General features: G+C 69.9%; 17 protein-coding genes. 7 read left to right on the forward strand and 10 right to left on the reverse strand.

The window, feature by feature from the left end; genetic code table 11:
* Nucleotides 1–17: 17 nt before the first annotated feature.
* From ACQ859_RS15615 to queF, 5 genes are all read right to left on the reverse strand, one after another.
* A complete protein-coding gene (locus ACQ859_RS15615) occupies nucleotides 18–1,244 on the reverse strand; it encodes a PilT/PilU family type 4a pilus ATPase (protein WP_431266563.1) in 1,227 nt (408 codons plus the stop codon).
* Nucleotides 1,241–2,059 (reverse strand): 2,3,4,5-tetrahydropyridine-2,6-dicarboxylate N-succinyltransferase, encoded by an 819-nt coding sequence (gene dapD, locus ACQ859_RS15620; protein WP_431257766.1) that lies wholly within the window; start codon nucleotides 2,057–2,059, stop codon nucleotides 1,241–1,243. The genes ACQ859_RS15615 and dapD overlap by 4 nt, the downstream gene beginning before the upstream one ends.
* Nucleotides 2,060–2,154: 95 nt before the next feature.
* The gene (dapC, locus tag ACQ859_RS15625) at nucleotides 2,155–3,393 is read right to left on the reverse strand and encodes a succinyldiaminopimelate transaminase (RefSeq protein WP_431261713.1); all 1,239 of its coding nucleotides are present in this window, start codon (nucleotides 3,391–3,393) and stop codon (nucleotides 2,155–2,157) included.
* A gap of 214 nt (nucleotides 3,394–3,607) precedes the next feature.
* Nucleotides 3,608–4,033: an SET domain-containing protein gene (locus tag ACQ859_RS15630; protein WP_431261714.1), complete on the reverse strand. Its 426-nt coding sequence runs from the start codon at nucleotides 4,031–4,033 to the stop codon at nucleotides 3,608–3,610.
* A 16-nt stretch (nucleotides 4,034–4,049) separates the two neighbouring features.
* Nucleotides 4,050–4,481 carry a preQ(1) synthase gene (queF, locus tag ACQ859_RS15635; protein WP_067281975.1) on the reverse strand — a complete coding sequence of 144 codons (432 nt, stop codon included), beginning with the start codon at nucleotides 4,479–4,481 and terminating at the stop codon, nucleotides 4,050–4,052.
* Nucleotides 4,482–4,839: 358 nt separating this feature from the next.
* Between queF and smc the strand changes: the two genes are divergently transcribed.
* Entirely contained in the window at nucleotides 4,840–8,352 is a 3,513-nt protein-coding gene (gene smc / locus ACQ859_RS15640) for a chromosome segregation protein SMC (protein WP_431261715.1), read from the forward strand.
* A 58-nt stretch (nucleotides 8,353–8,410) separates the two neighbouring features.
* Entirely contained in the window at nucleotides 8,411–9,526 is a 1,116-nt protein-coding gene (locus ACQ859_RS15645; protein ID WP_431261716.1) for a cell division protein FtsZ, read from the forward strand.
* A gap of 96 nt (nucleotides 9,527–9,622) precedes the next feature.
* Here the strand turns inward: ACQ859_RS15645 and ACQ859_RS15650 are convergent, their stop codons facing one another.
* Nucleotides 9,623–10,294, reverse strand: coding sequence for a phosphoribosyltransferase (locus ACQ859_RS15650; RefSeq protein WP_431266564.1), 672 nt, complete (start codon nucleotides 10,292–10,294; stop codon nucleotides 9,623–9,625).
* A 208-nt stretch (nucleotides 10,295–10,502) separates the two neighbouring features.
* Here ACQ859_RS15650 and ACQ859_RS15655 point away from each other — a divergent pair, with 208 nt between their 5' ends.
* Together ACQ859_RS15655 and ligD are read left to right on the forward strand one after the other, a co-directional pair.
* The gene (locus ACQ859_RS15655) at nucleotides 10,503–11,522 is read left to right on the forward strand and encodes a Ku protein (protein ID WP_431261717.1); all 1,020 of its coding nucleotides are present in this window, start codon (nucleotides 10,503–10,505) and stop codon (nucleotides 11,520–11,522) included.
* Between the two features lie 40 nt (nucleotides 11,523–11,562).
* Nucleotides 11,563–14,352: a DNA ligase D gene (gene ligD, locus ACQ859_RS15660; RefSeq protein WP_431261718.1), complete on the forward strand. Its 2,790-nt coding sequence runs from the start codon at nucleotides 11,563–11,565 to the stop codon at nucleotides 14,350–14,352.
* Here the strand turns inward: ligD and ACQ859_RS15665 are convergent.
* Entirely contained in the window at nucleotides 14,330–16,768 is a 2,439-nt protein-coding gene (locus tag ACQ859_RS15665; protein ID WP_431266565.1) for an ATP-binding protein, read from the reverse strand. The two genes, ligD and ACQ859_RS15665, sit on opposite strands and share 23 nt — an antisense overlap.
* 5 nt (nucleotides 16,769–16,773) lie before the next feature.
* The gene (locus ACQ859_RS15670) at nucleotides 16,774–18,027 is read right to left on the reverse strand and encodes a hypothetical protein (protein ID WP_431261719.1); all 1,254 of its coding nucleotides are present in this window, start codon (nucleotides 18,025–18,027) and stop codon (nucleotides 16,774–16,776) included.
* Nucleotides 18,028–18,265: 238 nt separating this feature from the next.
* On the opposite strand from ACQ859_RS15670, the gene ACQ859_RS15675 reads away from it, so the two are divergent.
* Together ACQ859_RS15675 and ligA are read left to right on the forward strand one after the other, a co-directional pair.
* Nucleotides 18,266–19,603 carry a hemolysin family protein gene (locus ACQ859_RS15675; RefSeq protein WP_431261720.1) on the forward strand — a complete coding sequence of 446 codons (1,338 nt, stop codon included), beginning with the start codon at nucleotides 18,266–18,268 and terminating at the stop codon, nucleotides 19,601–19,603.
* 46 nt (nucleotides 19,604–19,649) lie between these two features.
* Nucleotides 19,650–21,788 carry an NAD-dependent DNA ligase LigA gene (gene ligA, locus ACQ859_RS15680; protein WP_431261721.1) on the forward strand — a complete coding sequence of 713 codons (2,139 nt, stop codon included), beginning with the start codon at nucleotides 19,650–19,652 and terminating at the stop codon, nucleotides 21,786–21,788.
* Here the strand turns inward: ligA and ACQ859_RS15685 are convergent.
* Entirely contained in the window at nucleotides 21,785–23,065 is a 1,281-nt protein-coding gene (locus ACQ859_RS15685; protein WP_431261722.1) for an MFS transporter, read from the reverse strand. The genes ligA and ACQ859_RS15685 overlap by 4 nt on opposite strands.
* Nucleotides 23,066–23,222: 157 nt before the next feature.
* Here ACQ859_RS15685 and ACQ859_RS15690 point away from each other — a divergent pair, with 157 nt between their 5' ends.
* Complete coding sequence (locus ACQ859_RS15690) at nucleotides 23,223–23,813, forward strand: TetR/AcrR family transcriptional regulator (protein ID WP_431261723.1); 591 nt, start codon at nucleotides 23,223–23,225, stop codon at nucleotides 23,811–23,813.
* Here the strand turns inward: ACQ859_RS15690 and ACQ859_RS15695 are convergent.
* A complete protein-coding gene (locus ACQ859_RS15695) occupies nucleotides 23,776–24,534 on the reverse strand; it encodes a DMT family transporter (protein WP_431266566.1) in 759 nt (252 codons plus the stop codon). The genes ACQ859_RS15690 and ACQ859_RS15695 overlap by 38 nt on opposite strands.
* Between the last annotated feature and the right edge of the window lie 3 nt (nucleotides 24,535–24,537).

The raw sequence follows: 24,537 nt of genomic DNA on the forward strand, positions 1-24,537 counted from the left end.
GTCGGCTCGCCGGGGTGTCAACCCGGCTGCACGTCCAGCGTGATGGACGTGAAGTTGGCGGTGTCCTCGGCCGGCTCTTCCTTCTTCGGTGCGCCCGGGCCGCCGGGCTTCACGCCCGGGCCGTCGTTCTGCAGGCGCCAGAGCAGGTTGGTCGGCGAGTCGGCGAAGGCCAGGCCTTCCTCGCGCGTGATCGTGCCTTCGGTGATGAGTCGGGCGAAGTGTTCCTCGAAGCTCTGCGAGCCCTCGGCCATCGACTTCTCCATCGCCTCCTTGACACCGGCGAAGTCGCCCTGCTCGATCAGCTCGGCGACCAGCTTGGTGTTCAGCAGGATTTCCGTGACCGGCACGCGGCCGCCCGCGGCGGCGCGCACCAGGCGCTGCGAGACCACCGCCTTCAGGCCGGCGCCCAGGTCGTTCAGCATCGCCGGACGCGATTCCGGCGTGTAGAACGACATGATCCGGTTCAGCGCGTGGTAGCTGTTGTTGCCGTGCAGCGTCGCGACGACCAGGTGGCCCGACAGCGCGTACGAGATCGCGGCCGTCATCGTCTCGCGGTCGCGGATCTCGCCGATCAGGATGCAGTCCGGCGCCTGGCGCAGCGCGTTCTTCAGCGCGATGCCCAGCGAGGCGGTGTCGCGGCCGACCTCGCGCTGGTTGACCAGCGAGCGCTTGTTGGTGAACAGGTATTCCAGCGGATCCTCGATCGTGAGGATGTGGCCGGTCATCGTCTGGTTGCGGTGCTCCAGCATCGACGCGAGCGTCGTGCTCTTGCCGGTGCCGGTCGCGCCAACCATCAGGATCAGGCCGCGCTTCTCGGTGATCAGCTTGGCCAGGATGGGCGGCAGGCCCAGGCTGTCCAGCGTCGGGATGACGTGAGGGATGTGGCGGAACACCGCCGCGATCGAGCCGCGCTGGCGGAAGCCCGACAGCCGGAAGCTGCCGACCTTGGGGATGGAGACCGCCAGGTTCAGCTCGCCGTTGGTGTCGAGCTCGGACATGTGCTGCGCGTCGACGACCTCGGAGATCAGCGCGCGCGGCTGCGCGGGCGTCAGCAACTGGTCCGACAGCTGCAGCATCTGTCCGTTGATCCGGATCAGCACCGGCATGTTGGCCGACAGGTAGGTGTCGGATGCGCCCTTCTCGGCCATCAGGCGCAGGATGCGCTCCATGTTTCCCGTGCTCATGCAGTCTCCTCCGGACGGATGCTTGTCGTCGTCGTGGCGTCGTGAAGCTCGTGGCTTCAGGCGCGCAGCAGTTCGTTGATGGACGTCTTCGCGCGGGTGCCGGCGTCGACCTTCTTGACGATGATCGCGGCGTACAGGCTGTACTTGTCGTTCTTCGGCAGGCTGCCGCTGATGACGACCGAACCCGCCGGGACGCGGCCGTACGTGACGGTGTCCGTCTCGCGGTCGTAGATCGGGGTGCTCTGGCCGATGTAGACGCCCATCGAGATGACCGAGTTCTCCTCGACGATCACGCCCTCGACGATCTCCGAGCGGGCGCCGATGAAGCAGTTGTCCTCGATGATGGTCGGGTTGGCCTGCAGCGGTTCCAGCACGCCGCCGATGCCGACGCCGCCGGACAGGTGGACGTGCTTGCCGATCTGCGCGCAGGAGCCGACCGTGGCCCAGGTGTCGACCATGGTGCCTTCGTCGACGTAGGCGCCGATGTTCACGTACGACGGCATCAGCACGACATTCTTGGCCATGAAGCTGCCGCGACGGGCGACGGCCGGGGGCACGACGCGCACGCCGGCGGCGCGCAGCTGCTCGTCCGACTGGCCGCCGAACTTGGTCGGGACCTTGTCGAAGAAGGTCATGTCGCCGGCGCCCATCTGGCGGTTGTCGTTCAGTCGGAACGACAGCAGCACGGCCTTCTTGACCCACTGGTGCACGGTCCATTCACCGACGGCCTTGCGCTCGGCCACGCGCAGCGTGCCGGCGTCCAGGCCGGCGATGACTTCGTCCACCGCCGCGCGCACTTCGGGGCTGTTGGCGGAGGTCAGGTTGGCGCGGCCTTCCCAGGCGAGGTCGATGATGGATTGCAGGTCTTGCGTCATGGTGCGGAGGGGTTCGGAGAAAGAGGGTGGATTCGAGGCGGATGCTTGAAGCAGATTCGCGAAGCGGATCGTGGGGGCCGACCGGCGGGGCCGGATCAGGCGGACGTCTTGAGTTGCTTCACGAAGGAGACGATGCGATGGGCGGCTTCCAGGCATTCGGCCTGTTCGGCCACCAGTGCCAGGCGGATGCGGCCGGCGCCGGGGTTGATCCCATGGGCGTCGCGGGCCAGCAGGCTGCCGGGCAGAACGCCGACATTGTATTGAGCGAGCAGCCCCTGGGCGAAGCCAATATCGTTACCGTCTGGCACGGCCGCCCACAGGTAGAAACCCGCGTCGGGCAGGGCGACGTCCAGGACCTCGGCCAGCAGCGGCGTGACGGCGGCAAACTTGGCGCGGTACTGCGCGCGGTTGGCGATCACATGGTCCTCGTCGTTCCAGGCGGCGATGCTGGCGGCCTGGATCATCGGGTTCATGGCCGAGCCGTGGTAGGTCCGGTACAGCAGGAAGCGCTTGATCCACGCCGCGTCGCCGGCGACGAAGCCCGAGCGCATGCCCGGCACGTTGGAGCGCTTGGACAGGCTGGTGAATGCGATCAGGTTGCGGAAGTCCGGACGGCCGAGCTGCACGGCGGCCTGCAGGCCCGACAGCGGCGCGGCATCGGGGCCGTCGCGGAAGTAGATCTCGGAGTAGCACTCGTCCGAGGCGATCACGAAGCCGTGGCGGTCGCTGAGCTCGAACAGCGTCTGCCACTCGGACAGCGGCATGACCGCGCCGGTCGGGTTGCCCGGCGAGCAGACGTACAGCAGCTGCGTGCGCGACCAGGTCGCCTCGTCGATCTGTGACCAGTCGGGGGCGAAGTTGCGCGCCGGGTCGGAGTTGGCGAAGGCGGGCGTCGCGCCAGCGAGCAGCGCGGCGCCTTCATAGATCTGATAGAACGGATTGGGGCAGACGACGGTCGCGCCGGGGCGGGACGGATCGATCACCACCTGCGCGAGGGCGAACAGCGCCTCCCGCGAGCCGTTGACCGGTAGGATCTGCGTGGCGGGATCGAGGGCCAGCGCATAACGCCGCTGCAGCCAGCCGGCGATGGACTCGCGCAGCGGCAGTTGACCCGCGGTGGCCGGATAGCCCGACAGCCCCTTGAGGTTGGCCATCAGCGCATCCTCGACCAGCTTCGGCGCCGGGTGCTTCGGCTCGCCGATGCCCAGCGAGATCGGCCGGAATTCGGGGTTGGGAACGATGCCCTGGGTCAGGGCGCTCAGCCGCTCGAACGGGTAGGGGTTCAGCAGCGCCAGTCGTGGGTTGACCGGTGGCGTGGCAGGGACGAGGCTCATGGGCGGAATCATAGGCGGCGAGCATCCAGCAGGCCGTCTTCACTCGACAACGGAGGGTTGTGGTTCAGGCGTACGGTCGTTGGGGCCTGCGCAGGCTGCGGCGTCGGCCGCCGAGGCATGGGGCCCCGGACGCAAGGTCCGAAACCCCATGCCTCACCGTCCCCGACCAGTGCCGTACTTCAACGGTTTGGCGGCCGAGGACTGCGGCGAGCTTTCAAAGCGAGCCTCGGCAGCCCGGCGCGCCGCAGCGGCAGGCCAGGCGTCCCTCGTGGTGCGTGAGGCCGTAGTCGACGGTGATCTCGTCGCCGGGAGTCAGGTCGCGCAGCGCGAAGAAGCTGATCTCGCCGTCCTCGACCTGGATGCGGGCGTTCGGCAAGCAGCTGTGGTTGGTGAACCGCATCGCATCCTGCGAGCGGCTCGCGTCGATCGCCCGCGCCGGCGACAGCTCCACCAGCATCAGCCGCTGGCTCTCCTGCGCGCGGCGCCGGGCCTCGGCGACGGTGATCGATTCGCCGGTCAGCAGCCCGAGCCGCGTGCCGGCGGAGATGGCCTCGGCAGCGAACACGCCGTAGCCGTCGATGCGGCTGCGCTTGAGCGCGACCGCGACGAACTGCGTGTCCGTGTCGTAGGCCAGGGCCATCCGGTGTGCGTGCCGCTCAGCGCAGCAGGCCGGTCTCGAAGCCGTGCGCGGGCAGGTCCACCGCGGGCAGCGGCTTCCAGCCCTTCTTGCGGTGCTCGGTCACGACGTTCGTGTAGATGCCGCCGCGCACGTACCACTTGGCGGTGATGCGGATGAAGCGCGGGTTGGTGACCTTCACGATGTCCTCGAGGATGGTGTTGGTCACCTTCTCGTGGAATGCGCCTTCGTCGCGGTAGCTCCAGAAGTACATCTTCAGGCTCTTGAGCTCGACGCAGTACTGGTCCGCGATCATGTCGATCGTGAAGTGCGCGAAGTCCGGCTGGCCGGTCAGCGGGCAGTGGCAGGTGAACTCGGGGATCTGGAACTGGATGACGTAGTCGCGTTCCGGCGCCGGGTTGGGGAAGACGTGGATCTCCTTGCTCGGGCGGCTCGGCGGATTGGGCGGCATGTCGCGCATCTTGGGCGGCACGGCCGTGTCGGCCTTGGCCGCCTTCGTCGACTTGCCGGCCTTGATCGGCTCGACGAACTTCAGCGCCTTGGACGCCTTCGGGGCCTTGGCCGTCTTGGCGGTGGAGGAGGAAACGGCAGCCGGCGCGGCCGGCTTGGCGGAGGTGGTCTTGGCCATGGGCGGGAGATGAATGCGGGTGGCGGCCGGGTCGCTGCTTCAGAGGGCGGCGGCGGCCGGAATGCGAAGGGCGCGATGGTATCATCCGCCGCGAATCGAGCGCCCCGTGAAGGGGCGTTTCCACAATCAAATCAAAGGCTTAGATCACGTGAGGGCCGCTGTTGGCCGGTGATCCCACCCGATGCGACTGAACTCGATCAAGCTCTCGGGCTTCAAGTCCTTTGCCGATCCGACGACCTTCCAGCTGCCCGGGCAGCTGGTCGGCGTGGTCGGCCCCAACGGCTGCGGCAAGTCCAACATCATGGACGCGGTGCGCTGGGTGCTGGGCGAAAGCAAGGCCAGCGAACTGCGCGGCGAATCCATGCAGGACGTGATCTTCAACGGCTCGGGCAACCGCAAGCCGGCCAGCCGCTCCAGCGTGGAACTGGTGTTCGACAACGCCAGCGCCCGCGCCGGCGGCCAGTGGAACCAGTTCACCGAGATCGCCGTCAAGCGCGTGCTGACCCGCGACGGCACCAGCAGCTACTTCATCAACAACCAGCCGGTGCGCCGGCGCGACGTGCAGGACGTGTTCCTGGGCACCGGCCTGGGCCCGCGCGCCTACGCCATCATCGGCCAGGGCACGATCAGCCGGATCATCGAATCCAAGCCCGAGGAACTGCGCATGTTCCTCGAGGAGGCCGCCGGCGTCTCCAAGTACAAGGAGCGCAGACGCGAGACGGAACTCCGGCTGCGCGACACGCGCGAGAACCTGACCCGCGTCGAGGACATCCTCCGCGAGCTCAACAACAACCTCGAGAAGCTGGAGCGCCAGGCCGAGGTCGCCGCGAACTACCGCAACCTGCAGGAGCAGGGCACGCTGAAGCTGCACCAGCTGTGGTTCCTGAAGCACCGCGACGCGGCCGGCGAGGCCACGCGGGTGAAGACCGAGCACGCCGAAGCGGTCAACGCGCTCGAGGCCAAGATGGCCGAGCTGCGCCACCTCGAAGCCGAGCTGGAGACCATCCGCCAGGCCCACTATGGCGCCGGCGACGAGCTGCATGCCGCGCAGGGCCGCATGGCCGAGGCGCAGATGGAGGTCAGCCGCCTCGAGGAGCGCATCCGCTACGTCGTCGAAGGCCGCCAGCGGCTGGAGCAGCGCCTGATCGAGCTGCAGGCGCAGAACCAGCAGTGGCAGGACCGCGCCGAGCAGGCGCAGGCGGAACTCGAGGACGTCGCCACCCAGATCGCCCAGGCCGAGGAGCAGAGCGAGATCCTCGCCGCCCAGGCCGAAGAACAGGCGATGAAGCTGCCCGAGGTCGAGGACCAGGTGCGCGCCGCGCAGGCGCGTGCCAACGAGCAGCGCACGCAGGTCACACAGGTCCAGCAGCAGATCCAGGTGCTGGCCGCGGAGAGCCGCAGCGTCGACGAACAGCTCAAGGGCCTGCGAGGCCGACGCGAGCGCCTCGGACAGGAGCGCCAGGGCTTGGCCGCGCCGCAGCACGACAAGCTCGACGAGGTGAAGCGCCTGTCGGTCGCCGCCGACGAGCAGCAGGCCGTGGCCGATGCGCGTCTGGCGGAACTCGCCGAAGCTGCGCCCGCCGCAGACGAGGCGCGTCAGCACGCGCAGCGCGAATCGCAGCAGCAGGCCGCGAAGCTGACCGACATCGTCGCCCGGCTGACCGCGCTGCGCGCGCTGCAGGAGAAGGTGCAGACCGAGGGCAAGCTCAAGCCCTGGCTGGCCAAGCACGGCCTGCAGGACATCAAGGGCCTGTGGACGCAGCTGCACATCACGCCGGGCTGGGAGAACGCCCTCGAGGCCGCGATGCGCGAGCGCATGGGCGCGCTGTCGGTGGGCCGGCTGGAGACGGTGCAGGCCTTCGCCTCCGACCCGCCGCCGGCGCGGCTGGCGTTCTATTCGCTGCCCAGCGGCGAGATCGTCAACACCCACCGAGTCCTCTCGCCGCTGAGCGATCTGCTCAAGCTCGACTCCAACGGCCTGAAGGCGCTGTTGAACGACTGGCTGGAGGGCATCTACACGGCGGAGTCCATCGGCGATGCGCTGGCGCAGCGGCCGAAGCTGAGCCACGGCGAACTCATCATGACCCGCGACGGCCATGCGGTGAGCCAGTTCGCGGTGAGCTTCTACGCGCCGGACAGTGAGACCGCCGGCCTGCTGGCGCGCGCGCAGGAAATCGAGAACCTCGAGCGCGAACAGCGCGCGCAGACCCTGATCGCCGACGAGTCGCGCACCCAGGCCGTCCGGGCCGAGGCCGTCTACACGGACGTGTCGCAGCGGCTGGCGGTGGTGCGCCGCGAGGCGTCGGAGACCCAGGGCCGCGCGCATCAGCTGCAGGTCGAGCTGCTGCGCCTGGCGCAGCAGACCGAGGCCGCCGTCGCGCGCCGCACGCAGCTGGACGACGAACTCGGCGAGATCGATGCGCAGAACGAAGCGCTGATGGAACGCCGCATGGAGGGCGAGGCCCGCTTCGAGGAGCTGGACCAGCAGCTCGCGACGACGCAGGAGAAACACGCCGAACTCGACGAGTCGGTGATCACCGCGGAACGCAAGCTGACCGAGGCCCGCGAGCACCAGCGCGTGCTGGAGCGACGCGCGCAGGAAGCCGTCTTCAGCGCCCGGGCGCTGGCGGCCAAGCGCGGCGAGCTGCAGCGCGCCATCGAGACCTCGCGCCAGCAGGTGCAGGTCAACGAGCAGACGGTGCAGAGCATGGCGCAGGAGCGCGCCGAGCTCGACGATGCCGCCGCGCAGGCCGGCCTGGAGGACGCGCTGGCGCTGAGGATGGAGCGTGAGCAGGCGCTGGCCGTCGTCCGCGCCAACTACGACGACCTCAGCCTGCGCCTCAAGCGCAGCGAGGAACAGCGCATGACGATCGAGCGCGCGCTTGAACCGCTGCGCGAGCGCATCACCAAGCTGCAGCTCGACGAGCAGGCGGCGGCGCTGGGCGGCCAGCAGTTCATGGAACAGCTGGTGGCGCAGAACGTCGACCTGGAGGCGCTCGCCAAGAGCGTCGAGGAGGGCGGCGTCAAGCTCTACGGCCTGCAGGGCGAGATCGACCGCATCACCCGCGACATCGCGGCGCTGGGCGCGGTCAACCTCGCGGCGCTGGACGAACTGGGCGCGGCGCGCGAGCGCAAGACCTTCCTCGACTCGCAGATGGCCGACCTCACCAGCGCGATCACAACGCTGGAGGACGCGATCCACAAGATCGACCTGGAGACGCGCGACCTGCTGGGCTCGACCTTCACCCAGGTCAACGAACACTTCGGGCGCATGTTCCCCAGCCTGTTCGGCGGCGGCCAGGCCAAGCTGGTCATGACCGGCGACGAGATCCTGGACGCCGGCGTGCAGGTGATGGCGCAGCCGCCGGGCAAGAAGAACTCGACCATCCACCTGTTGTCGGGCGGCGAGAAGGCGCTGACGGCGATCGCGCTGGTGTTCGCGATCTTCCAGCTGAACCCGGCGCCGTTCTGCCTGCTGGACGAGGTGGACGCGCCGCTGGACGACGCCAACACCGAGCGCTATGCGCGGCTGGTGTCGGAGATGAGCAAGATCACGCAGTTCCTGTTCATCTCGCACAACAAGATCGCGATGGAGATGGCCAAGCAGCTGATCGGCGTGACGATGCAGGAGCAGGGCGTGTCCCGCATCGTGGCGGTGGACATGGAATCCGCGCTGGCGATGGCCGAGCAATGAGAATGACGACGGTGCCCGCGACGCGTGATCTGCGCGGGACCGCAGGAGCAAAGACGCGATGACGACGGACTGGAACCTGACGACGCTGTTGGCCGCGCTGGGCGGCGTGGTGCTGGTGGGGCTGCTGGCGCAGGGCTGGTGGAGCGCGCGCAAGGCGGGCCCGCGGCGCGCCGAGCCGATCGTGCCGGCGGGCGACCGCCAGGAGCCGAGCCTGGGGGCCGGCGCCGCTGCGGCGGGCCAGTCGCCGGTCACGCTGGACGGCTCGGCCGAGGGAGAGGCGGTGGACTCCCGCACGATGGACCTGCGCACGCTGGACGAGCGTGTGCCGGCGATGGCGCGGGTGCGCAAGGCGTCGACGCGGATCGACGCGCTGATCGATGCCATCGCGACGATGACGCCGGAGTCGCCGGTGAGCGGTGAGATGGCGCTGTCGCACCTGCCGGGCAGCCGGCGCGCCGGCACCAAGCCCTTCCATATCGAAGGCCTCAACACGGACAGCGGCGAGTGGGAACTGCCGCATCCGGGCCAGCGCTACGGCGAGTTCCAGGCCGGCCTGCAGATGGCCAACCGGAGCGGGGCGCTCAACGAGATCGAGTACTCGGAGTTCGTGCAGAAGATCCAGGGCTTCGCGGACGGCATCGGCGCGATGCCGGAGTTCCCGGACATGCTGGACGTCGTGGGCCGGGCGCGCGAGCTCGACCAGTTCGCGGCCAGTCACGACGCGCAACTGGCCATCGTGCTGAAGGCGCGCGGTGCGGCGTGGACGCTCGGCTTCGTGCAGCAAGGCGCGTTGCGGCACGGCTTCGTGCCGGGATCGATTCCCGGCCGGCTCGTGATGCCGGCGGCCGAGGACGGCTCGCCGCCGCTGCTGACGCTGGTCTTCGATGCGCAGGCGGCGCTGGCGGAAGATCCGCAGGCCTCGTCGCTGCGGGAACTGACGCTGTCGCTGGACGTGCTGCAGACGCCGGAGGCGCTGGAGCCGTTCGCGACCTGGCAGGAGTCGGCACGCAACCTGGCGCGGGACTTCGAGGCCGACGTCTGCGACGACCGCAACCAGATCCTGAACCTGCATGCGTTCCAGTCGATCGGGCAGGAACTGTCGGAGCTCTACAAGTCCCTGGCCGCGCGCGATCTCGCCGCGGGCAGCCCGGTGGCGAGACGCTTGTTCAGCTGATTGGCAGGCACGCTGTCGAACGAGCGACGGGCACAACGAGCAACGGGCACCGCGAGGTGCCCGTTGTCCGTTCCGGCCGGCGGGATCGACGGACGCTCAGACCTTCGCCGTCGCGACGCGTTCCGATGCAGCCGCCAACAGGCGCCGCACCTCCTCATCCGTCGTCTGCTCGAAGCGCTCATACCACTGCCCGACCGAGCGGAAGCGCTCCGGCGTGTGGGCGCAGAGGACCTCGTCGGCATCCTGCGTGATCAGGTGGCAGGTCTCCGGGGAAGACACCGGCACCGCCACGACGATCTTCGCCGGTCGCATCTCCCGCAGTGCCTGGACGCCCGCGCGCATCGACGCGCCCGTCGCCATGCCATCGTCCACGAGGATGACCTGCCGGCCCTCGACCGCCGGTGCCGGCCGGTTGCCGCGGTAGAGCTTCTCGCGCCGATGCAGCTCGCGAACCTCCGCGCGGGTCACGATCTCGATCGCCGAATAGCTGATCGCCAGTTGCTGCAGGACCTGCGTGTTGAGCACGCGCACGTCACCCGAGGCGATAGCGCCCATCGCGTATTCGGGTTGTCCGGGCAGGCCCAGCTTGCGAACGACCAGGACGTCCAGCGGAGCCTCCAACGCTCGCGCGATTTCAGCACCCACCGGGACGCCGCCCCGCGGCAGGGCGAGCACGGTCACATCGTCACGGTGCGCATAGGGCGCCAGTCGGGCCACCAGTTGCCGGCCCGCATCGCGTCGATCCGCGAATCGCCGCTCAGCCACCATCCGCGGTCTCGAACTCGAGTCCGGATCGGGGAGGGCGGGCGCTGGGCGGACAAGCAGCATGGCAGGGGCTTCCGGCGACATGGTGGCCTCGCAACGGCGGTGTTTCCATCCCCAGGACGGAGCAAGCCGGATGCCCGCTGCCGGCGGCAGCCACAGGCGCGCGATTTGCCGATGGCAGGCTTCCATCGCATCCGCCGTCGAGGTTTCCATGCCGAGCAGAACCGCCTCCACGTCCTCCCGCGGCGTCCGCAAGGCGCCGCCGCGCACCGCCAGCCGCAGCGCGCCCGGCGCGAGCCGCAAGCGCGCGTCCAATGCCGATCGCGTCTCGCACGGCAAGTCCCGGGACAAGTCCCGGAGCAAGGCGACCCATCCCGCCTCGGCCCGCGGCGACAGCGACGACGCGCCCGCCGCGCGGCGCGCGATCTGGAAGGGCGCGATCAGCTTCGGCCTGCTGCACGTGCCGGTCGCGCTGTACCCCGCCTCGCGCGACCAGCGCGTCGACTTCGACTGGCTCGACAAGCGCACCATGGACCCGGTCGGCTACAAGCGCATCAACAAGCGCACCGGCAAGGACATCGACAAGACGCACGTCGTCAAGGGCGTGAAACAGGAGAACGGCGACTACGTGCTGGTCTCCGACGACGAGATCCGCAAGGCCTATCCGACCACGACGCAGACGATCGAGATCGAGACCTTCGTCCCCGCCACCCAGGTGTCCTTCGTCTACCTGGAGAAGCCGTACTACCTGGAGCCGGTCGGCAAGTCCGGCAAGGTCTACGCGTTGCTGAGGGAGGCGATGGCCGATGCCGGGCTGATCGCGATCGCGCGGCTGGTGATCCACAGCAAGGAGCATCTCGCCGCGCTGCTGCCGGCGGGACCGGCGCTGATGATCGGCATGCTGCGCTGGGCCAACGAGATCAGGCCCTGCGACGACCTCAACCTGCCCGCCGAGGGCAAGTCCGCGCACGGCTTCAAGGCGGCCGAGCTGCAGATGGCCCGCCAGCTGATCGACGAGATGAGCAACGACTGGCATCCCGAGGACTACCACGACGAGTTCACCGCCGCGATCCGCGGCCTGATCGCGCGCAAGGTCGAGGAGGGCGAGACCCAGACCGTGACTCCGCTCGAGGCTGCGCCCGAGGACGCCGGCGAGGGCGGCAACGTCGTGGACCTGACCGAACTGCTGCGCCGCAGTCTCGGCGGCAAGTCGAAGAAGAAGGCGGCCTGAGCGCTCCCGGGCGCCGCTGTCCGACTTCCGGAGTTCATCGATGCCGACCGCCCCGCGCCAGGACCCGTTGTCCCGCTACCGGCAGAAGCGGGATTTCCGCATCACGCCGGAGCCGGACGAACCGGACGAGCCGGGTGACGCGGGCGCTCCGGCGCGCGCGGCCGCGCGGTCCCCCACCGGCACGAAGCGTCCGCGCCGCGCCGCCAAGGCGGCGACGCAGTCACTGTCCTTCGTCATCCAGAAGCACTGGGCCAGCCACCTGCACTACGACTTCCGGCTGGAGCTCGACGGCGTGCTGCTGAGCTGGGCCGTTCCCAAGGGACCATCCTACGACACCAAGGAACGCCGCATGGCGATCCATGTCGAGGACCACCCGCTGTCCTACGGCGGCTTCGAGGGCACGATCCCGCCGAAGCAGTACGGCGCCGGCGAGGTGATCGTCTGGGACAACGGCACCTGGACGCCTGAAGGCGATCCGCACGAGGGGCTGCGCGGCGGCAAGCTCGTGTTCCGGTTGAACGGCCAGAAGCTCGCCGGGTTGTGGCAGTTGATCCGCACCTCGCGCGATGCGTCGAAGCGCGAGCAGTGGCTGCTGATCAAGAAGCACGATGGGCTGGAGCGGCCGCACGCGGACTACGACGTCACCGTCGAGCTGCCCGACAGCGTGATCCGGCAGCCCTTGGGGTGGGCGGAGGGGCGGCAGGCCAAACCCGCGAAGACCGCCAAGTCTCCGACGTCCGCGACGGCAGCGGGGACCGGCGCCGCGTCAACGGGTCACCCGGACAAGAAAGGCCGCGGTCGCCGCGCCGGTGGCGATGCCGGAACCGAGCCCGACCTGAGCCGTGCGAAGAAGGCGCGCCTGCCCGCCGAGCTCACGCCTCAGCTCGCGACGCTGGTCAGCGCGACGCCGCCCGGCGATTGGATCGCGGAAGCCAAGTTCGACGGCTACCGGCTGATGGCCCGCGTCGACAAGGGCAAGGTCCGACTGATCACGCGCGGTGGCAACGACTGGACCTCGCGTCTGCCGTCGCTCGCCGAGGCGATCGGTGGCCTGGACATCGACAACGGCTGGCTGGACGGCGAGATCGTCGTGCTGCGTGACGATGGCGCGCCCGACTTCAGCCTGCTGCAGCACGCGATCGGTCACCCGAAGCGCACGCGGCACGAGGACATCGTCTACTTCCTCTTCGACCTGCCGTTCCTGAACGGCCACGACCTGCGCGACGTGCCGCTGATCCACCGCCGCGCGGTGCTGCGGGCCCTGGTGGAGGGTCACGAGGACGGCGCTGAAGGCGAACGCCTGCGCTTCAGCGAGGACTTCGCGGTGCCGCCCGAGGAGATGCTCGCCGCCGCGTGCCAGATGCGGCTCGAAGGACTGATCCTGAAGCGGCCCGACAGCGGCTACGTGTCCGCCCGCAGCGATGCGTGGGTGAAGCTGAAATGCCAGCTGCGGCAGGAGTTCGTCGTCGTCGGCTTCACGGACCGGTCGGACGGTGCGAAGGCGCTGGGCAGCCTGCTGCTCGGCTATTACGAGGACGGCGCATGGCGTTATGCCGGGCGCGTCGGCACCGGCTGGTCGATGAAGCTGGCCGGCGAGATGCACAAGCGGCTGACCGCGCTCGAGGTCAAGACCCCGCACTTCGACGAGGCCACCATCGCCCGCAGCCACTGGGCCCGCCTCAGCGGCCGTTCGGGCGGTGACGCGCGCTGGGTGAAGCCGAAGCTCATCGTCGAGGTCGCCTTCGCGGAATGGACGCCGGACGGTCACGTGCGTCACGCGTCGTTCCAGGGCGAACGCGAGGACAAGGCGCCGAAGGACGTCGGACGGGAGTCGGCCAAGACCGCCGATGAGGTCAAGGCACCGAAGGCGGCCTCGTCGGTCAACATGTCGAAACCCTCGAAACCCTCGAAACCCTCGAAACCCTCGAAACTCTCGAAACCCGCGACGGCATCGGCCAAGCGCGCGGGCAGGTCGGCGGACGGATCGACGCCGACCGCCGCGGGGCAGCTGCGCATCACTCATCCGGAACGCGTGATCGACCCGTCCACGGGCCACACGAAGATCGAGCTGATCCGCTACTACGAGAGCGTGATCGACTGGATGCAGCCCCATCTGGGCCGGCGGCCCGTGGCCATCGTGCGCGCGCCGGACGGCATCGAGGGGCCGCTGTTCTTCCAGAAGCATGTCGAGGGCGACGACCTCATCGTCCTTCGCGATCCCGCCGCGCTGATGCAGATGACGCAGATGAACGCGATCGAGTTCCACACCTGGAACGCGCAGGACGACAAGCTCGACCGCGCCGACCGCTTCATCATCGACCTGGATCCGGGCGACGGCGTCAGGTTCGCGGCGGTCGTGGACGCGGCGCGCATCACGCGCGCGCTGCTCCAGGAACTCGGCCTGCAGTCCTGGCTCAAGACCAGCGGCGGCAAGGGGCTGCATGTGGTGGTCCCGCTGGCGCGGCGCCACGACCATGCGACGGCGAAGGCCTTCAGCCAGGCCGTCGTGCAGCATCTGGCCGAGACCTTCCCGAGGAAGTTCTCCGCCAGGAGCGGGCCCAAGAACCGCGTCGGGAAGATCTTCCCGGACTACCTCCGAAACGGGGAAGGGCAGACCACCGCCTGCGCCTTCTCGGTCCGCGCGCGGCCCGGGCTCGGCGTCTCGATGCCCATCGACTGGGACGAGCTCGGCGACGTGAAGCGCGGCGACCAGTGGACGCTCGCCAACGCGCGCGACCGGCTGAGTTTCCAGAAGGTCGACCCGTGGGCGGACTACTGGACGTCGAGGCAGACCTTGACCGCGGGGCTCAAGCGGCTGGGCTTGCGCTGAGCGACGGCTCGGTCGCGAGCAGCGGGAGCCTGAGCTCGAAACGCGCGCCGCAGCCGGTGCCCTCGCTGTGCACGGAGACGCTGCCGCCGTGCATGCCGATCAGCTGCCTGACCAGCGACAGGCCGATGCCGAGGCCGCCCTGCGAGCGGTCCAGCGCGCGATCGCCCTGGACGAAGAGGTCGAACATCGTCGCCTGCAGGGCGTGCGGGACGCCGATGCCGTCGTCGCTGACCCGGATCACCGCGCTGCCGGGGCCGCCGGACGGGGACGGCTCCGCGGACAGGACCAGCGCGATGCACCCCTCCGGGTCGGTGTACTTCGCCGCGTTCATGAGCAGGTTGGCCACGCACTGCACCAACCGGGCCAGGTCGCCCTGCACGCGCAGCGGCTGCCCGCCCGTCGTCACCGTGAAGTGATGACGGCGCTCACGCATCAAGGGTTCGGCCGTCTCCACCGCCTGGGCCAGGACCTCCGTCAGCGGCACCGGGCCGAGCTGCAGCTCCACCCGGCCCTGCGTGATCCGCGAGACGTCCAGCAGGTCGTCCACCAGCCGGGTCAGCGTCGTCGCCTGGCGGCGGATGATGTCGACCATCTTGGTCGCGCGCTCGTCGGGCAGACCCAGTCGCGACAGCACGTCGCCGGCGCTGCGGATCGGCGCGATGGGATTGCGCAACTCGTGCGCGAGCATCGCCAGGAACTGGTCCTTCTGCCGGTCCGCCGCCTCCAGCTGGCGTCGCGCCTTCACCGGCGCGGAAATCTCCCGGTAATAGCAGACGACGCCCAGCGAGCCGTCCGGCAGCGGGATGCGGCTGATCTGCCACTCGTAGGCCTCGGTGATGCCGAGGTCGCTGCGTTCCTGGATGAACTCGGGCGTGTGATACGGGTCGCCGGTCTCCAGCGTGCGCTGGAACAGCGACCCGATCTGGTCGGACAGCGGATGGCCCCACTGCCGCTCCAGCAGTGCGTCGAAGCGCGCGCCGATCAGGTCCGGGGGATTGCCGAAGGTCGCGCGGGCCGTCGGATTGGCCTCGCGCATCCGCAGCCCTTCGCCGTCGTGCCCGACGAGGAACACGCCCATCGGCGCCTCGTTGAGCAGGGTCTCGAACTGCTCGGTCCGGAGCCGGAAGGCGGCTTCCACCGACTGCCGCAGCCGGCGCAGCTCCAGCAGCGCGCCCAGCCGCGCGAGCAGTTCGCGCGACGAGAACGGCTTGATCATGTAGTCGTCGGCGCCCGCGTCCAGGCCCTCGATGCGGGCCTCCTCGCCGGCGCGCGCCGACAGCAGCACCACCGGCACGCCGCCGAGCCGCGGGTCCACGCGGATCGCCGCCAGCAGCGCCAGGCCGTCCAGCCGGGGCATCATGACGTCGCTCAGCAGCAGGTCCGGCGGGTCGCGCCGCGCCGCCTCCAGCGCCTGCAGCCCGTCCGCGGCGAGTTCGACCGCGTAGTACGGCGACAGCAGGTCGCGCAGGTAGGCGCGCATGTCGGCGTTGTCGTCGGCGACGATGACCCGCGCGCCGAAGGTCGCGGCAAAGCGCTGGTCGGCCGCCGGCCAGGCCGTGCCCTGAACGCCGTCCGCAGGGACACCGCCGTTGCCGGTCCGGCCTGGCGAGCCATCGCGCAGCGGCTCCGGCGCGGGCAGCCAGCGCAGCGCCTCCTCGACGTAGGCGCGGGCGGCGGTCGTGTCGGCCGGCGACGGGGCGAGGGCCGCGGACGACGTGTCGCCGCGCCCGCGAGGTCTGTCCAGTCGATGGTCGTGCGCCGGGCGCTCGACCCGCTCCTGCGGCAGATGCTCGTGCCCCAGCGGCAGCAGGACGCGGAAGATCGATCCGGCGCCATGCACGCTCGACGCCTCGATCCGTCCGCCGTGCAGGCGCACGAGCTCCTGCACCAGCGCCAGGCCGATGCCCGAGCCTTCGTGCGTGCGGCCCTCGGCACCGGCCACGCGGTGGAAGCGCTCGAAGACCTTCGGCAACTCGTCCGCGGGGATCCCGGTGCCGGTGTCGGCCACCTCCAGCACCGCCTGCGCCGGATCATGTCCAGCCTCGCGCAGCCGCACCGTGATCTGGCCGCGCATCGTGAACTTGAAGGCGTTGGACAGCAGGTTCAGGACGATCTTTTCCCACATCTCCCGGTCGACATAGGCGTGCATGCCCAGCGGTGCGCAGTCGACCTCGAAGCCCAGGCCGGCACGTTCCATCGCGGACCGGAAGGTGCTCGCGAGGTCGCGCGTCAGCGCCGCCAGGTCGGAGGCCTCGTAGCGCGCCTGCGCGCGGCCGGCCTCGATGCGCGAGAAGTCCAGCAGCGTGTTCACCAGCCGCTGCAGCCGCGTGGCATTGCGCAGCACCAACGCCAGCCGGTCCCGCGCCGCGCCGTCCAGGTGGGGCGCGGTCACCAGTTCCTCGAGCGGGCCCAGCATCAGCGTCAGCGGCGTGCGGAACTCGTGGCTGATGTTGGAGAAGAAGGCCGTCTTCGCTCGGTCGAGCGTCGTGAGCGCTTCCGCGCGGCGGCGCTCCGCCTCATAGGCGGACGCGTCGGCCAGCGCCGCCGACACCTGGCCCGCCACCAGGTTGAGGAAGGCGCGGTAGTCCTCGTCCAGCGGCCGGCGGGGGCTGACGCCCAGCACGAGGAATCCGGCGAGGTCCTTGCCCGCGCTGCGCAGCGGCAGCAGCACCGCGCGCTTGAGCGCGTCCGGCCAGGGCGGCGGCGGCGACTCGTCGACCGGTCCGACGGTCGATGCGGCCGACTGCCCGGCCTTGGTGTCCGCCGTGGGGCCCGAGATCCGTGTGAAGCCCAGCGCCTGCAGGTCCGGCAGGTCGCGGGCCGCGCCGCCGGCGGCCAGGTCCTGCAGCGGCCAGCCGTCCGGGGGTCGACCAGGCTGAGCGCCTCCGGGAACGGCGCGGCCATGCCGTCCGCGCCAGCCTCCTCGGGGAGGCTGAAGCAGATCCGCCGCGCGGCCTGGCCGCCGGGGTCGTTCAGGTACAGCGCCGCGAACGGCAGGTCCAGCGGCCAGTCGGACACCACGCCGCACACGCGCCGGGCGCATTCGTCGGTCTCGTCCGCGCCCACGGTGCGCGCCGCGAGGTCGCGCAGCACGCGCAGGCGGCGCTCGCCGATCACGCGGTCCGTCACCTCGGTGACGACGCACAGCATGCCGTCCACGCGCAGTTCGTCGTCGTAGATCGGGCTGTAGGAGAAGGTGTGATAGGTCTCCTCGGCGAAGCCGCTGCGCTCCAGGAACAGCAGCAGGGCCTCGTCCCAGGTGGCCTCGCCGGTCGTCTGCACGTGGCGGATGCGGCTGTAGGCGGCGTCCCAGACCTCGGCCCAGACGCGCTGGGACGGCGCCCCGAGCGCCCATTCGCGTTTCAGGCCCAGCGTCGGCAGGTAGGCGTCATTGCAGAAGAAGGTCATCTCGGACCCCCAGGCCATCCACATCGCGTAGCGCGAGTCCAGCATCATCCGCACGACCGTCTTCAGCGCGGCCGGCCAGCCGTCGGGCGGGCCGAGCGGCGTGGCGGCCCAGTCCAGCGCGCGCATGCGCTCGCCCATCTCGCCGCCGCCGTCCAGGAAATGGCGGCGGCGCGGCGCGGCGGATCGCGGCAGCGGCGCTCCGTGACCGGGCGCGTCGTCGCGCGGGTCGCTGGGCGGGCCGGCAGGGCCGGCGGGCAAGGCATGCATCGGCAGAATTTCCCTTGTCGAGGCCGGTTCGGGCAAGTCTATGAGGGGCAAGCAAGCCGCGCACCCGCATCGGCCCTGCCTGCTCCGTTCCTGCCACCGGACCGCCGCCATCCCGCCGCCATCCCGCCGTCCACCGGCCGCCGGAGGGCGGCAGCGGGCGTCACGCCGGCCCCGGCGTGCGGGCCGCGCCGCGGGGGCGCCCGGTACACTGGGCGGCTTCTTCCTCCTGAAAGCCGCCTTGAGTTCCAGCCTGCTGCTCATCATCCTGCTGATCTCCGCCAGCGCGTTCTTCTCGATGGCGGAACTCTCGCTGGCCGCCTCCCGGCGGCTGAAGCTGCGACAGCTGGCCGATGAAGGCGACCCCCGCGCCGCGCAGGTGCTCAAGGTCCAGGAACAGCCCGGCTACTACTTCACCGTCGTGCAGATCGGCGTCAACACGCTGGCCATCCTGGCGGGCGTGGTCGGGGAGGGCGCGCTGACGCCGCACTTCGAGTCGCTGCTGCGCCCGCTGATCGACATCGACAGCGCGCAGCGCGCCGCCTTCGCGCTGTCGTTCACCAGCGTCACCATCCTCTTCGTCGTGCTGGCGGACCTGCTGCCCAAGCGGCTGTCGATGAACGAGCCCGAGCGCGTCGCGATGGCGCTGATCCGGCCGATGCTGTTCCTCACGATCGTGCTGCGGCCGATCGCCTGGGCGCTGAACCACGTCGCCGACGGCCTGCTGCGGCTGCTCGGCCGGCCGATGAGCCCGGACAACACGATCACCCACGACGACATCCTCGCCCTGGCCGCGGCGGGCCAGCGCGCGGGCGTCGTCTCGGCGGCCGACCAGCAGGTGATCGAGAACGTCTTCGAGCTCGAGACCCGGACCGTCGAGTCGTCGATGACCTCGCGAGAACGCGTCGTCTACTTCTCGCTCGACGACGACGAGGCGCTGATCCGCACGCGGATCGCGGACTCGCCGCATTCGACCTACCTCGTGTGCGCGGGCGAGATCGACCAGGTGGTCGGCTACGTCGACGCGACCGACCTGTTCCAGCGCGTGCTGCGCGGCGAGGTCATCTCGCTGCGCTCCGAGCCGGCGCTGGTCAAGAAGGTGCTCATCGTGCCCGACCGGCTCACGCTGGCCGAGGTGCTGACGCAGTTCCGGCACGCGCACGAGGACTTCGCGGTCATCGTCAACGAGTACTCGCTGGTCGTCGGTGTCATCACGCTGAACGACGTGATGAGCACGGTGATGGGCTCGCTGGTGTCCACCGCCGAGGAGGAGCAGCAGATCATCCGCCGCGACGACGGCAGCTTCCTGGCCGACGGCATCACGCCCATCCCCGACGTGCAGCGCGCACTGGGTGTGGACGACTTCCCGCACCATGGCCAGTACGACACGCTGGCCGGCTTCCTGATGGTGATGCTGCGCCGCATCCCCAAGCGCACCGACGTCGTCGAATGGCACGGCTGGCGCTTCGAGGTCGTCGACGTCGACAGCCACCGCGTCGACCAGGTCATGATCGCGCGGGTGGGCGGCCCGCCGTCCGGGGAATCAGGGGCATCCGGGGCCTTGGGCCTGGGAGACTGAGTCCGGCGCAGGGCGCGGTCCTGTGGGGCTGCGCCACAATGCGCGCATGACTCCCTCGAGGTCCGTTCTCGTGCCTTCCACTGTGCCTTCTTCCGTGTCCTCCCTCTCCGCCGAACAGGCCGCCGCGCGCGCCGCCGAACTCCGTGATGTGCTGCATCACCATGCCCACCTGTACTACGTGCTCGACGCGCCGTCGCTGCCCGACGCCGAGTACGACAAGCTGTTCCAGGAACTGCAGGCGATCGAGGCCGCGTTCCCGAAGCTGCTGACGCCGGACTCGCCGACGCAGCGCGTGGGCGGGCAGGTGCTGGAGGGCTTCGATCCGGTGAGGCACGTGGTGCCGATGCTGTCGATCCGCACCGAGACCGACACCGAGGCCAGCGGCGCCGAGAACTTCGACGCACGCGTGCGCCGCGAGCTGGACCTGGGCGAGAACGCCGCCCCGATCGAGTACGCGGCCGAGCTGAAGTTCGACGGCCTGGCGATCAGCCTGCGCTACGAGCACGGCGTGCTGGTGCAGGCCGCCACCCGCGGCAACGGCGAGACCGGCGAGGACGTGACGCAGAACGTGCGCACGATCAAGCAGATCCCGCTGAAGCTCTCCGGCGAAGGGGCGAAGGCCGCGGTGCTGGAAGTTCGCGGCGAGGCCTACATGCGCCGCGACGACTTCGAGGCGCTCAACGAGCGCCAGCGCGCCGCGAACGAGAAGACCTTCGTCAATCCGCGCAACACGGCGGCCGGCGCGATCCGGCAGCTGGACCCGGCGCTGGTGCGGCAGCGGCCGCTGAGCTTCTTCGCCTACGGCATCGGCGAGACGCAGGGCTGGGAGATCCCGGCCACGCACGGCGCGATGCTGGACGCGCTGCAGAGCTACGGCCTGCCGGTCAACGCGGACCGCGCGGTGGTGCGCGGTGCCGAGGGCCTGGTGGCCTTCCATCGCTCGATCGGCGAGAAGCGCGACGAGTTGCCCTTCGACATCGACGGCGTCGTCTACAAGGTCAACAGCCGCGAGCTGCAGCGGCGGCTGGGCTTCGTCTCGCGCGAGCCGCGCTGGGCCGTGGCGCACAAGTACCCGGCGCAGGAGCAGGTCACCAAGCTCGACCGCATCGACATCCAGGTCGGCCGCACCGGCAAGCTGACGCCGGTGGCCAAGCTGGAGCCGGTCTTCGTCGGCGGCACGACGGTCAGCAACGCGACGCTGCACAACCTCTTCGAGATGCGTCGCAAGGGGATCCGCGTCGGCGACCAGGTCATCATCCGGCGCGCTGGCGACGTGATCCCGGAGGTCGTCGGCAAGGTCGACACGACACGCGCGAGCTACGTGCCCAACTTCCGCATGCCCGCGCACTGCCCGATCTGCGGCAGCGACGTCGTGCGCGAGCGGGGCGGCATCGACCACCGCTGCAGCGGCGGCATCTTCTGCCCTGCGCAGCGCAAGCAGGCGATGCTGCACTTCGCCGGCCGACGCGCGATGGACATCGAGGGGTTGGGGGACAAGCTCGTCGACCAGCTCGTCGACGGCGGCATCGTCACCAGCCTGCCGGGGCTCTACAAGCTCGGCGTGGCCAAGCTCACCGCGCTGGAGCGCATGGGCGACCGGAGCGCGTTGAACCTGATCGACGCGCTCGAGAAGAGCAAGCACACGACGATGGCGCGCTTCCTGTTCGCGCTCGGGATCCGGCAGGTGGGCGAGACGACGGCCAAGGACCTGGCAAAGCACTTCGGCAACCTGGACGCGCTGATGGGCGCGACGGAGGAACAGCTGCTCGCGGTCAAGGACGTCGGACCGATCGTCGCGAAGAGCATCGCGGCGTTCTTCGCCGAGGCGCACAACCGCGAGGTCGTCGAGCAGCTGATGGCCGCGGGCGTCACCTTCCCGCAATCGGAAGGCGCCGCCGCGGCGCCGGCCGGACCGCAGCCGCTGGCCGGCAAGACGCTGGTGCTGACCGGCACGCTGCCGACGCTGTCGCGCGACGAGGCCAAGGAACTGATCGAGGCCGCCGGCGGCAAGGTCAGCGGCTCGGTGTCGAAGAAGACCAGCTACGTGATCGCGGGCGAGGAGGCGGGCTCCAAGCTCGACAAGGCGCGCGAGCTGGGCCTGACAGTCCTCGACGAGGAAGGACTCCAGGCATTGCTGGCAGCGCCGCCGGACGCGATCGAAGACGCTCGTCTGCTCAATCCCTAAGCAGTGGTGGCGGTCTTCCGGCGGATCACCATCGCCATGACTGCGGCCAGCAGGCAGGCCGCGCCGGCGACGTACAGCGCCGGCGCATAGCTCAGCAGCAGGCTTCGGCTCAGCCCCGCGCCGTAGGCGGCCACCGCCGCGCCGATCTGGTGGCCGGCGAAGATCCACCCGAACACCATCCCCACCTTCGCCGCGCCGAATCGCTCCGCCGTCAACCGCACCGTCGGCGGTACCGTCGCGATCCAGTCCAATCCGTAGAACACCGCGAACAGCGACAACCCGTAGAGCGTGAACTCTGCATTCGGCAGCCACAGCAGCGACAGCCCGCGCAGCGCGTAGTACCAGCACAGCAGCTTGCGGGTGTCGTAGCGGTCGCTCAGCCATCCCGAAAGGATCGTGCCGATGAAGTCGAAGATCCCCATCATCGCCAGCACCGAGGCCGCGGGCACCGCCGCCAGGCCGTAGTCGCCGCACAGCGAGATGAAGTGGGTCTGCACCAGCCCGTTGGTCGACAGCCCGCAGATGAAGAAGGTGCCGAACAGCAGCCAGAAGGTCGGCTGGGTCGACGCCTCACGCAGCGCGGTGAACGGGGTGAGCCAGGTGACCTTCGCCGCAGGCGCAGCCGGCGCCGCCGCCGTCTCCGGATCGGCCCCATAGGGCGCGAGACCCACATCGGACGGCCGGTCGCGCATGAACAGCAGCACCAGGCTCATCACCGCCAGGCAGAGCACGGCCAGCGGCAGCAGCGGCGCGCGCCAGCCCCAGCGCTCGATCATCCAGGCGGCGATGGGCAGGCAGATCAGCTGGCCGGTTGCGGCACTTGCCGTCAGGATGCCCATGATCAGGCCCTTGCGCGTCGCGAACCAGCGGTTGGACACGATCGCGCCGAGCACCAGCGCCGTCATGCCGCTGCCCAGTCCCAGCACCACGCCCCACAGCACGACCAGGTGCCACAGCTGCGTGACCAGCCCGGCCAACAGCATGCCGCCGCCGACCAGCCCCAGCGCCACGCTGACCACGGCCCGCACGCCGAAGCGCTCCATCAGCACCGCCGCGAACGGCCCCATCAGCCCGAACAGCGCGAAGCGCAGCGCCAGCGCCGACGAGATCTGGCTGGTGGACCAGCCGAATTCCTTTGCCAGCGGCTGCAGCATCGCGCCGGGCAGGCCCAGCGCCGCCGACATGAAGAGCATCGTCAGGAAGGTCAGCCCGGCGATCACCCAGCTGTAGTGGAGACCCCGGTGGGTCAGGCGTCGGGACAGGGCGGCGGCAAGCATGCGGGCGGATCCTTCCAGGGGTGCTTGTTTTAATGATGGCCGCCATCGTATCGAGATTTCCGACACCCGCCGCAGATTTGATGATGACCCTATTCAAAATCGTGGCATCACGCCGCCGTCGGACGTGGCGGGCAGCGTTCCTACAATGGTGACCATCATGAAAGTCACCAAAGAGCAATCCGCCGCCAACCGCAAGGCGCTGGTGGACGCGGCGTCCAAGCTGTATCGCGAGCGTGGCGTGGCCGGCGTCGGGCTGGCGGAAATCTCCCGCGAAGCCGGCTTCACGCACGGCGGGTTCTACGGACGCTTCGCGTCGAAGGAGGAACTCGCGGCCGAGGCCTGCGACGTGGCCTTCGAGGTCTCGCTGGCGCGCCTGGGTGCGCAGCTCGAGAAGCACGACGGCGACTACCAGCCCTTCCTCAAGCGCTACTTCGGCGCCGCGCATCGCGACACGCCGGGCGCGGGATGCCCGATGGCCGCGCTGGGCGTGGACGCGGCGCGCGAGGGCGGTCTGCTGCGCGAGTCGATGAGCACCGGCATCGCCGCCTACCTGCGCGAACTGGCCGTGCACCGGCCCGACGGCACTGTCGTCGACGAGCCGACCGCCGAGGACGAGGCCCGCGCGATCGGCGTGCTGTCGACGATGGTCGGCGGGATGATCCTGGCCCGGGCCTGCGCGGGCGCCGCGCCGGGCCTGTCGGACCGGATCCTCAAGACGTCGCTGGAGGCGTCGTCGAAGGCAGCTTGAGCACGCCCACTGCCAGCGCGGTGCCCAGCAGTACCACGAGGCAGCCCGCGGCCATGCCGGCGCTCAGCGTCTCGCCGAGGAAGATCCATCCCCAGAGCAGTCCGAAGACCGGGATCAGGAAGGTCACCGAGATCGTGTTGGTCGGGCCGACGCGCTTCATCAGCCGGAAGAACAGGATGTAGGCGATGCCGGTGCACAGCAGCGCGAGCAGGGCGACCGCGCCCCACGCATGACCGCTGGGGAGTTCGGCCGGGCGCAGCGACCAGGCCGGCGCGGCCAGCAGCAGCGCGGCGGCGAACTGGCTGCCGGTGGCCACGGCCAGCGGACTGGCACCCGTGAGGTAACGCTTGGTGGCGCTGGCGGCGATGCCGTAGCTCAGCGCGGCGATCAGGCAGGCGACGATCGCGAAACCGCTGCCGCCGGGCTTGAACGAGGCCTTGTCCCAGGCCAGCAGGACCACGCCGGCGAAGCCCAGCGCCAGGCCCAGCAGGCGCGATCCGTCCAGGCGCTGACCGAACCAGGCCCAGGCCACCAGCGCGCCCCACATCGGCGTGGTCGCGTTGAGGATGCTCGACAGGCCGGCGTTGATCGACAGCGCGGCGAAGCTGAACAGCGCGAACGGGAAGGCGCTGTTCAGCAGGCCCACCAGCAGCAGGCCCTTCCAGTGGGTCCGGAGGTCGCCGAGGCCTTCGCGAAAGCCTAGCAGCGGGATCAGGAACAGCGA

It is taken from the genome of Roseateles chitinivorans, from assembly GCF_050632235.1.
Taxonomy (GTDB): Bacteria; Pseudomonadota; Gammaproteobacteria; order Burkholderiales; family Burkholderiaceae_C; genus Roseateles; species Roseateles chitinivorans_A.

What these genes read in the sequence shown, in the direction of transcription:
- ligA (WP_431261721.1), top strand. Translation starts at nt 19,650, where the DNA reads ATGACTCCCTCGAGGTCCGTTCTCGTGCCTTCCACTGTGCCTTCTTCC.
- dapD (WP_431257766.1), bottom strand. Translation starts at nt 2,059, where the DNA reads ATGACGCAAGACCTGCAATCCATCATCGACCTCGCCTGGGAAGGCCGC.
- queF (WP_067281975.1), bottom strand. Translation starts at nt 4,481, where the DNA reads ATGCCGCCCAATCCGCCGAGCCGCCCGAGCAAGGAGATCCACGTCTTC.
- ACQ859_RS15630 (WP_431261714.1), bottom strand. Translation starts at nt 4,033, where the DNA reads ATGGCCCTGGCCTACGACACGGACACGCAGTTCGTCGCGGTCGCGCTC.
- ligD (WP_431261718.1), top strand. Translation starts at nt 11,563, where the DNA reads ATGCCGACCGCCCCGCGCCAGGACCCGTTGTCCCGCTACCGGCAGAAG.
- ACQ859_RS15650 (WP_431266564.1), bottom strand. Translation starts at nt 10,294, where the DNA reads ATGGTGGCTGAGCGGCGATTCGCGGATCGACGCGATGCGGGCCGGCAA.
- ACQ859_RS15670 (WP_431261719.1), bottom strand. Translation starts at nt 18,027, where the DNA reads ATGCATGCCTTGCCCGCCGGCCCTGCCGGCCCGCCCAGCGACCCGCGC.
- ACQ859_RS15690 (WP_431261723.1), top strand. Translation starts at nt 23,223, where the DNA reads ATGAAAGTCACCAAAGAGCAATCCGCCGCCAACCGCAAGGCGCTGGTG.
- ACQ859_RS15685 (WP_431261722.1), bottom strand. Translation starts at nt 23,065, where the DNA reads ATGCTTGCCGCCGCCCTGTCCCGACGCCTGACCCACCGGGGTCTCCAC.
- dapC (WP_431261713.1), bottom strand. Translation starts at nt 3,393, where the DNA reads ATGAGCCTCGTCCCTGCCACGCCACCGGTCAACCCACGACTGGCGCTG.
- ACQ859_RS15665 (WP_431266565.1), bottom strand. Translation starts at nt 16,768, where the DNA reads ATGCTGGGCCCGCTCGAGGAACTGGTGACCGCGCCCCACCTGGACGGC.
- ACQ859_RS15655 (WP_431261717.1), top strand. Translation starts at nt 10,503, where the DNA reads ATGCCGAGCAGAACCGCCTCCACGTCCTCCCGCGGCGTCCGCAAGGCG.
- smc (WP_431261715.1), top strand. Translation starts at nt 4,840, where the DNA reads ATGCGACTGAACTCGATCAAGCTCTCGGGCTTCAAGTCCTTTGCCGAT.
- ACQ859_RS15645 (WP_431261716.1), top strand. Translation starts at nt 8,411, where the DNA reads ATGACGACGGACTGGAACCTGACGACGCTGTTGGCCGCGCTGGGCGGC.